General features: G+C 34.3%; 4 protein-coding genes. All 4 read right to left on the bottom strand.

Translation table 11 applies throughout. From position 1 onward, the window contains the following. Positions 1-742 precede the first annotated feature (742 nt). Positions 743-6,232, bottom strand: coding sequence for an alpha-2-macroglobulin family protein (locus tag OO775_RS13305; protein WP_264847720.1), 5,490 nt, complete (start codon positions 6,230-6,232; stop codon positions 743-745). 100 nt (positions 6,233-6,332) lie between these two features. Beyond that, the gene (locus OO775_RS13300; protein WP_264847719.1) at positions 6,333-6,869 is read right to left on the bottom strand and encodes a hypothetical protein; all 537 of its coding nucleotides are present in this window, start codon (positions 6,867-6,869) and stop codon (positions 6,333-6,335) included. 226 nt (positions 6,870-7,095) lie between these two features. Then, entirely contained in the window at positions 7,096-8,397 is a 1,302-nt protein-coding gene (locus OO775_RS13295; protein WP_264847718.1) for a hypothetical protein, read from the bottom strand. After that, entirely contained in the window at positions 8,387-9,046 is a 660-nt protein-coding gene (locus OO775_RS13290) for a hypothetical protein (RefSeq protein ID WP_264847717.1), read from the bottom strand. The genes OO775_RS13295 and OO775_RS13290 overlap by 11 nt, the downstream gene beginning before the upstream one ends. Between the last annotated feature and the right edge of the window lie 122 nt (positions 9,047-9,168).

Genomic DNA, 9,168 nt, shown 5'->3' with positions numbered 1-9,168 from the left:
GTGATTACGGATATACAATTAATTTTATAAGTACTAACACTTTTTCAAACGAAACAATATTTTTGTTTTTCTATGACAAAAGTATATTGGTTGTCAAGAACAGAATAGCACAAATTCAGCATCAATTAGCATAATTTAATATTAACTATTTTATAACAAATTATCAATTAGCATAAAATCACTACTGTTTTGAGTTAATATTCTGAAAATAAGATGATTATTTGTGCTACTATTGGCGTATTTGTTAGTATTTATTAATAAATTTTCGATATTTGTTTTTGTGAATGTTTAACTAAAAAATTAACATGTTTAAAAATAAAAATTCCAAAAAAAGAAAAAAATTGATTTTTTTGACAAAAATTAGCTTAAAAAAGGAAGTGTTTTTCTTATAAAACATCAAAAATTAAGGGATGAAAAGCAAAAAAACATCATAAAAGACAAAAAAGAGTAACACTAATTGAATAAATATTTTTAATACAGATTCAACATTTAGGTGAAATTTTTCTAATATCTGAGTTTAATCAAAATAATAGCCTTCAAAATTAGCAAAAATCTTGTTCTGTTGTGTAAAATCTGCAAAAAAGGTATGTGTATCGAATATTATTAAGGAAAATTTAAATTGGCTATTCACGAAATTAAAAACACGCAGTTAAATGTAGTAGCCAAACAAGTAAGAGTCAGTTATACAAAAGACAAAGGAGCGAAATTTCGCTCCTTTGTCTGTGTAGTTGAAGACTAAATACTATTTTACAGAAACCCAACTATCAATATTACGTGTGTTGTAACGTTGGTCATACATTGCCTCGGCATATGTTCCTGGCAGGTAATAACGTCCTGCAAAAGAAGCATTGAGCTGTATGCGGAAGGTTTTGGTTTCGTTAGCTCGTAGCGAGAAATATAAATTGGTTCTATCATCGCGAATATCAGCGAAGTCGATACCATTTTGTTCACCACCATATTCCGTAAAACGTGTGTTTATTATTTCCCAACCCGAAGGAATAAGCTGAGTTAGTGCCACATTATCAACCTTGCTTTGTGTTGTATTGGTTATACTTATCACATTGGTAAAGGTTGTTCCTTGTGCTATTTCTTCAACCGAAATGGTATTACCTTTGGCATCTACATATTTGGATATTATCGAAAGCCCATTTTGTTGTGCCAGTTCTTTTCCTGCGGGTCCTACGGGGAGTTTTCCACTACTAACAAGGCGGACGTAAAGCGTTCTGTCCGATTTGTTTTGCAATTTGACCGAATGCGTACCTATATTAGCTGAAACATCTTGTGAAGCATATCCTGTATCGCTTTGCAGAGTTCCACTATTATTACCAATAGAAAAAGAAAGAACCCAATCTTTTCCACTTTTATTCTTAGTTGCATATCCTGCCATTGCATAGAGCGAATAAGCAGCTGTTTGAGTGCTAAGCCAATCAGAAGAAGATAATTTTTCAGAAATTTTCAATGCTAAATCAGAAGCAATTTGATTTTTTCCTAACAGCAATGCGGTTTCCAATGACATGGCTTGGCTACGAGTAGCTGAACCATACGTATAGGTATAGTTTTCGTCCGAATTATCAAGGCTTACTTTGCCAAAAAGCTCTTCGGCTGTACGTTTCTGACCTGCCAAGGCATACGATGCCGCAAGTAGGCGTATAGCTTCGTTTGATAGTTGAGGTGTTTCTCGCAAGCGATTCATTGATGCCATTTCGGGGTGATTAGCCAGTGCCAATGTATAAAGGCGATAGGCTTGGGTCGTTGCATAGTAATCGTATTGCGAAGGTTGCCAGCTACGCGCTTGTTTTTTCTGATAATCAAGCCATTTTGTTTTTGCATTCATAGGAAGAGAAAAACCTCGTTTTTCAGCTTCTATATAGAATTGACCAATGTATGATGTTACCCATTGGTCGGCATATTTTCCTCCTTTCCAATATGAGAAACCTCCATCAGAAAGCTGATTTTCAGACAATTTGCGAATGGCTGAACTTACATTCTTCTGTACATCTTGTTTTTGCTTGTCTGAGAGTTTAGAAAAATCAGCTAAATATAACTGAGGAAATGCTCCCGAGGTAATCTGTTCGCCACATCCGTGAGGATATTCTATTAGGTATTTCAGTCGCTGATTTAGATTTATACCAGGAAAGCTCGAAGCCTCTATGCTGGTTGCATTGGTGCCTTTTTCTCCAAAGACTTCAAACGAAACATTTTCTGATGATTTTCCAGAAAGAACCACTTGTTTTATTTGATACATTCGCGGATTTGGATTATATACGTCCATTTCCACTTCGTAGGTGGCTCGTTCGCCTCCTGATGTGGCTTCAATGGTAATTTTTCCGATGCCTAAATCATTTACTTGCAGATTGAAATAAGCCATTTTTTCAGAAGGAACTTGCGAAAAACTTACGTGTTGTTCAGCATTGCTTGTGAGTTTGAATTTGCTATCGGTTTTTACTCGTACTGATACGTTTTTAATCTGTTTTTCCATTGCAAAAACGGTAACAGGTAGTGTAATACTTTCGCCCGGAGTAGCTTTTCTTGGCAAAGACCCCAAAATCATCAAAGGGCTACGAACTGGAACGGTTTTCTCTGCGCTTCCAAAGGCGTTTTTTTCAACGTCTGAGGCAATAACCATTACCCGTGCAGAACCAATGTAATTGGGTAGTGTAATTTCGTGAGATTTGCTACCTCCGCTTGTATAGAAAGGACCTTGTACAATAACTAAGGGTTTGAATCGATTGGCTTTCTGAGCTTGGCTTGCTCCTAAATCTTCATCGCCTCCGATACTAAATACTTGATTGATAGTTCCGCCAAAAGCACCAATAACATCATTGTAAATATCCCAAGTTTTCACGCCAAGAGCCGTTTTAGCAAAAAATCGCTCCCAAGGTTTTGGCGTTTTGAATCGAGTAAGGTCTAACAATCCATCTTCGACAATAGCTATGGTGTAAGTCATTGGTCTTTCGGATTTTTCTTTTACTTTGATTGTTGTTTTCTTTTCAGGTCGAAGCACTTCGTCCATAGTAATAACAGGTTCTAACTTCGTTTTTGCATTATAAACCGAAATAGGGGCTATGCCGTATAGACGAATAGGTGAGTCGTTTTCGGTTTGTGCGTGAGGTTGCAACAATGTTACATAGATATACGCATTGGGAGCCATATCTTCGGTAATAGGAAGACTGTATTTGGTCTCTCCTCGCGCAGTTTCAACCCAATAAGTTTGTAATACTTTAGATCCATTTTCTATCGAAATGAGCGCACGTCCCCCCTCATCAGAAGGAAAATTAATTTCAACTTTTTCTGAAACAGCGTATTCGGTTTTATTAGTACCTAAAGCAAGCATAACTGCTTCTTGGCTATTGTTGTCTTTGCGTGTTCCATAGCTCCAATCAAAGCGAACAGGAAAACCAGCTTGGTGTCCGCTATTTTCGTTTTCAACCAGAAGGTAATAAGCCCCCCAGTTATCATTGTCAATATTGATGTCAAAAAAGGCTTTACCATTTTTGTTGGTGGTAGCACTTAGTTCAAATTGTGCTGTATGGCTATCTGAAGCGTTGTAGCTTGAAATATTAGAATACGAAGCGTCCCACCACCAGCTATATTCCATTTTGTATCCATACAATTTCACGGGCTGATTAGCAAGAGGTTTTCCTTCTTCAGAAACTACAACTACTTGGAATGGATGTTTTTGTTTTGTTTCGTAATATCCGTATCGATTTGGTTCAGGCGCTTTCATACCAACATAACTTTTGAATGGAGAATACATAGCCGAACTGACATCAATACTGAAATCACCTCCTGTTTCGTTAGCTTTGGTAAGAAAATTAACACGAAGCATTCCACTAGCATTTTCTATTTCATCAGGTTGAAAGAAGAAGCTAGCTTGTCCATTTTCATTTGTTTTTCCATTATAAACCGATATTTCTTCCGAAGCAAAAGGTGTAGAAACATTCTCGAAGGTATATCCTTCAAAACCTTTGAACGCTGATGAGGTTCGATACAACTTAGCCGTAACTTCTAATCCAGTATTACCTGCGGGCGTTCCTTGTAGCCAATCTACTTGAACAGATACATTACCTCCACTACTTTTTATAAGTTTATCAGCAAGGCTATTTTGAATTTTCAATCGGTGTGGCTTGATAGTTTCTATTTTAATGGTTTTGTTAAAGACCGAAGCACCCACCTTTATTTGGCAATTCCAATTTCCTGTAACAGACTCAGGATTTGTTTTGAGAGTAAATAGATAATGATTTTCTTTGGTCGAATTCTTAACCATCTGTTGCATAACTTTGCCAAAAGGATCTGTAAAAGTAAGTTTTATAGGGTGATTTTCAGGTAATTTATTTGCAAAATCATTCAAAATAAATCCTACCAAAATACTATCTCCAGGTCGCCAAACGCCTCGTTCGGTATAGATATATCCGTTACGTCCCTTTTCGAGTGAAACTCCATCGACATCATAACGGCTTACTGATTGTGAATTTCCATCGTCTATTTTGACATAGGTCGAATAATTATCTTTTTGAACCACAGCAAAATATGCTTTTTTATTGGTTGTAAGTTGCAAAATACCTTCCCCATTGGTTGCCCCGCTTTGTATTTTTTGCTGTTGGAAGTCGTACATTTCAACTAAAGCACCATTAACAGGTTTAGTTGTTAGCAGATTATTAACAACTATGGTATAATCATTGTTTTGTCCTCTTTTTACAATTACACCCAAGTCACTTGCCAACACATTGGTTGTTATTTTTTTTCCATAGTAATAACTATCTTTGCAAGGGTCGTCTCTTTCTTCCCAAACGTAGTTATAATCATCTTCATAATACTCACTATCATCGTCATTATCATAATTAGAGTAGTTATTATCATCATCAGAAATCGAAATTGTTTCTTCTAAAATGGGCTCTGTATTTGTACCACAATAGAGTGAAAACTTACGATTAAACGCAATTTCTACGCGGTAAATAGCACCAGGTTCAGGCAAAATAAGTGTTGAAAGGTCAAGAGCGTGTGTATTCCATTTTTTGAGAGAGGTAAGACCAGTAGCACGAATAGGAATAATTTTTCGGACTAACGGTGTGCCAACTTTATAAATATTATATCCTGATTTGAGCGAATTTTCTTGCAAAAACTGCAAAATATTATTTTGATAAATACGCGAAACGGTTACCTCAACAGCTTTGAGATTGATGGTTTGAAAATTTATTTTCAGATTTTGAGAACTTGGCAAAATCGTTCCGTTACGAACAAAACGTACTTCGGGTTTTTGTTGTTCGAAAGTTAATTCGCCTGTGAAGTTCGTACTCATACGCTCTCCATAAGAACTTCTAAGACCTTGGTTTACAGAAACTTTTATTGTGTTTTCAAAATCTTCTTCGCTATAAACTTTCAGGGTATTACCCGAAACGCTGTATTTGAAATCTGATTTATCATCAACCCAAACAAAACCTCTGAAATCTTGATTTTTAGCTAATGGAGCAGAAAAACCAATGCTGAACGAGTTTGCATTGTCATCATCTTTAATTAACTGAATCACATCAAAAACATCTTGTGAAGGAATCGTTAGTGAAGTTTCCCCTTTGCTGTCAATATTATGTTTTTTACCATTCCAAGAAATCACAAGTGTTTGTTCTTCTCGCAAGGCAGGAATACTATCTATAATAATAGGAATACGATTATTACTCCCTGAAAATGAGGTTTTTACTGAAAGTTTTTTTCCAGATATTTCAGCTGAAACAAGGTCTTTGATAAGATTTGACGAAATATTATCACTGGCAACCAACGAAGCATTTAAGAAATAATATTCTTTGCTATATGATTGTAAGTCATGTGTTTCAACAGTAAATTTCGATTCGAAAGTACGTACTCTAAATCGAAAACGTTCCAATTTCTTATCTTTTACATCAAATAGTCGAAACAGATTTAACGTTACTTGATATTCCGTATCGGGATTTAGTGAATTTTCAGGAACAAACTGAACTTCATTCCCTGTCAAAACTAATTTTCCTTTTACATTTGGAGAAATATCAAAGAGTTTACTTGCTGAAATCTCTTTGGTTTTTTCTTCTGAAATAGCTGAGGTAAAAATTACTCGAATAGGATCGTAAGCAGAAATATATCCTGATGAAAATCCTGAAATATATTCTTTAAACAACAATGGATTACTATCTTGTTCTTTGTCTGTTGAACAAGCAAATAATACAAAAATAGCCAAAAAGCTAAGGCGGAGTATATTTTTCATATCTCAAAAAAATTTATAGTTGAAATGAGGTGTAAAGATAATCATAAATTTAATTAAAATGGTAAATTTTTAGAAAAAAATTCATATAAAAGTTTAGGGACTATTTTTTCAAATAAATCACATTCTTGCTATACAAAATTAGATTTAATGGAAATGGAATTATTCTCGCTCGTAAATAAACAGATTTGTTATCCAGTAGAAACATTTTATCATCATAAAATTTTGGAGGATGTAAATTTGATGTTATTTCTTCTAAAAATTGATATTCTTCAATTTTGGCGGTTTGAGGATTTAATTTTGCTAAATAATATTTACCTTTATGTTTATCACTGAAATACAAATAGTTATTGTAAAAAGTCATATCACTACCCACCATAGCCAAATTCGCTTTTTCATATTTTTCATCGTGGTCAAAAGGGCGAAAAAGCATTGTTTCCAATACTTTTTCGCCTTTTTCTAAGTCAATTACCGAATAAAAAGCTCCTTTGGAAAGATAAGCAAAATTATTATTTATATGTAGGGTAAAAGGCTGAAAATCATCATATTTAACTTGCCAAATAATATTTCCTTTTTCAATATCCATAGCCAATACTGAATTTCCTGCAACCACAATCAGTTTATTTTCATATAGATACACATTTTTTACATTACCTTCGTGGTATCCATTCCAATCGGTATAATTCGCAATTTTGCTAAGGTCTTTTTGCCAGAGAAGAATAATTTCCTTTTTTTATCTATATATAGATATACCTTTCTTTTTTAATATTAAAAAATTATTAAAAAGGTAACTAAACAAAAGATATAATTTATTTTTCTTGCTATTTAAAGATGCTTCTTCTATTTTTTTAATTTGTTTATACATACTATTCTACTATTTCAAAAATTTGATTAAATATTTTTTCATCTTCTAATGCTTGCATCAAATCTTTTGCGTTATCTATATCTACTTCAAAGAGTTTCGATGCTTTTTTAGAAAATATATCTTCTTCACCAAACAATTTATTCAGCTCCTCAATCGGTGTGCCATCTGCTTTTTTAAGCGCTTTTATCACATTCTCTTTTAAGGTTGTTGCGTTAATATTTTTATTTGCCCTAAAAATATACTTTTTCTGTCCTAATTCTGTGAAATCTACATCGGTAAGGTCAGGTATAAATTGTTTTCTAAATGAGTTATTACTCCAATTTGCCCAAGCACTCCAGTCTTTAAACTCTAATTTAGAGCCACTTACCATTTCAATATTATATTTACGCAATTTTGTAATGCCATCGCCTAAATCTAATTCAGTTGTTGCCTCAAATTCTTTTATGCCTTTTATAAAGGCATCTCCTTTTTTATTGCAATATTCTAAAACAAACTTCCCGCCTCTAAATTTCTTCCAGTGCTGTGCCATATCGGTTATTACCTTGTCAAATCCAGGCACATCAACTAATTTATCCAAAAGTTTAGGGTCTATTTTTGCAAATAAATCCTCTATGGATTTTAGTATTTCAGGGTTATATCGATTGGTATCGCTTATTTTCTTTAAATAAGTAGTAACGTTTTGAGGTAAATTTTTGGTTACATCGGTTGCTTTGTCCAATGCACCCATCATTTTTTTACTTTTGTTCACTTGTGTTCCTGGCACCAACATTGCTGCCACTTGCACTACCGTTTTTGAGCCAAAATGTGTTAAGCGTTCGTTATCACTTACAATCTCTTGGCTTTCGGCTTTTAATTCTTCCCAAAGTTGGTTCATTCCCTCTTTGGTGAAAACATTTGCAATGGCTTTGCGTTGCTCTTCATCGGTCATTATGCCATAAATACCTTTGATAGCCATTGGTATGCCTACAATCTCGTCTATGACACCATCGGTAGCTCCTCCAACAACAGGTGCAAATCGAGCATATTTAGGCCACTGCTCGTGTTCTTGGTTTTTAGTGTGCCACGTACTTTGATTTATTTGTCCTTCCTCCCAAACATTTTTGGCTATTTTCTGAGAGGCTAATGCGGCTTCGGCAAAAGTACCTATTTGGTCATGATACAACGCTTTTGCTTTTTGAGCCAACTTAGCAAACCAACTTGCCGTTTCTTTGCCTTCCAAGTCTTTGATAACTTCGGTTCGCAAATCTTCAACATTGACCTCAATACCTCGTCTGTTTGCTTCTTGTTGTAGCCTAAAACACATACGCTTGCAGATAATTTGGCGAAACAGCAATGCGTTCCACTCCTAAATTTTCTGGTTTGTTAGTGTCAATATGCAGGGTTATCTCTGCATTATCCTGATTTTCATTTACTTGAAAACCAGCTGAAAGCAATGTATGGGTTGTGTTTTCGTGTTTTACAACAACAGCTAATTTTACGTCTTTATAAAACAGATTGGAAAGAACTTTTTGTAGTTCAGAAATAACACTATCTTCAAAACAATTTTCTAATTCACCAGCGATATAGGTTTTATCCTCCTTGTTGATTTGGCTGTTTTTGGTGTAACCGCAAAAACTACCCGAGAATTGCAATGCTACATCACATTTGGTAACGTTCTGGGCATCACCCACAAGCAAAAAGCCTTCTTGCGTATTTGCTTTTATTACTGAAGAAAATTTTTCGTAATATTCGGTTAATGTCGTTTTGTCGTATTGTGTACTTAAATTCTCATTAAGTCCTTTTATCCCAAACGAAATTGCTCCATTTTTGTGTTCTCCTAAAATACATTTGTAGTATTTTTTTGAATTTATAACGATGTTTATAATATCGCTTTCAAGATTTTGTTCGATTTTTATGGATTCACTTTCACACTCTTTACATTTTAGAAATGCTTTTCCTTCCAAGTTCTGCATTGCTTGCAAAATTTGATAGAAAACTTCTTTTCCGGGAATTGTTAAACAAATATAGTTAATTGACTATTCAACTTCAAAAATAATAATTTTAATGAGTATACTATCATTTTTTGAGATTTAGA

It is taken from the genome of Capnocytophaga catalasegens (genome assembly GCF_026005215.1).
Classification (GTDB): domain Bacteria; phylum Bacteroidota; class Bacteroidia; order Flavobacteriales; family Flavobacteriaceae; genus Capnocytophaga; species Capnocytophaga catalasegens.
The sequence above is the reverse complement of the archived record's forward strand: the minus strand, read 5'-3'. Positions and strand labels throughout refer to the sequence as shown.

Bases quoted from the DNA above. Each gene is read 5' to 3' on its own strand.
- OO775_RS13295 (WP_264847718.1), bottom strand. From the start codon at position 8,397: ATGTGTTTTAGGCTACAACAAGAAGCAAACAGACGAGGTATTGAGGTC.
- OO775_RS13290 (WP_264847717.1), bottom strand. From the start codon at position 9,046: ATGCAGAACTTGGAAGGAAAAGCATTTCTAAAATGTAAAGAGTGTGAA.
- OO775_RS13305 (WP_264847720.1), bottom strand. From the start codon at position 6,232: ATGAAAAATATACTCCGCCTTAGCTTTTTGGCTATTTTTGTATTATTT.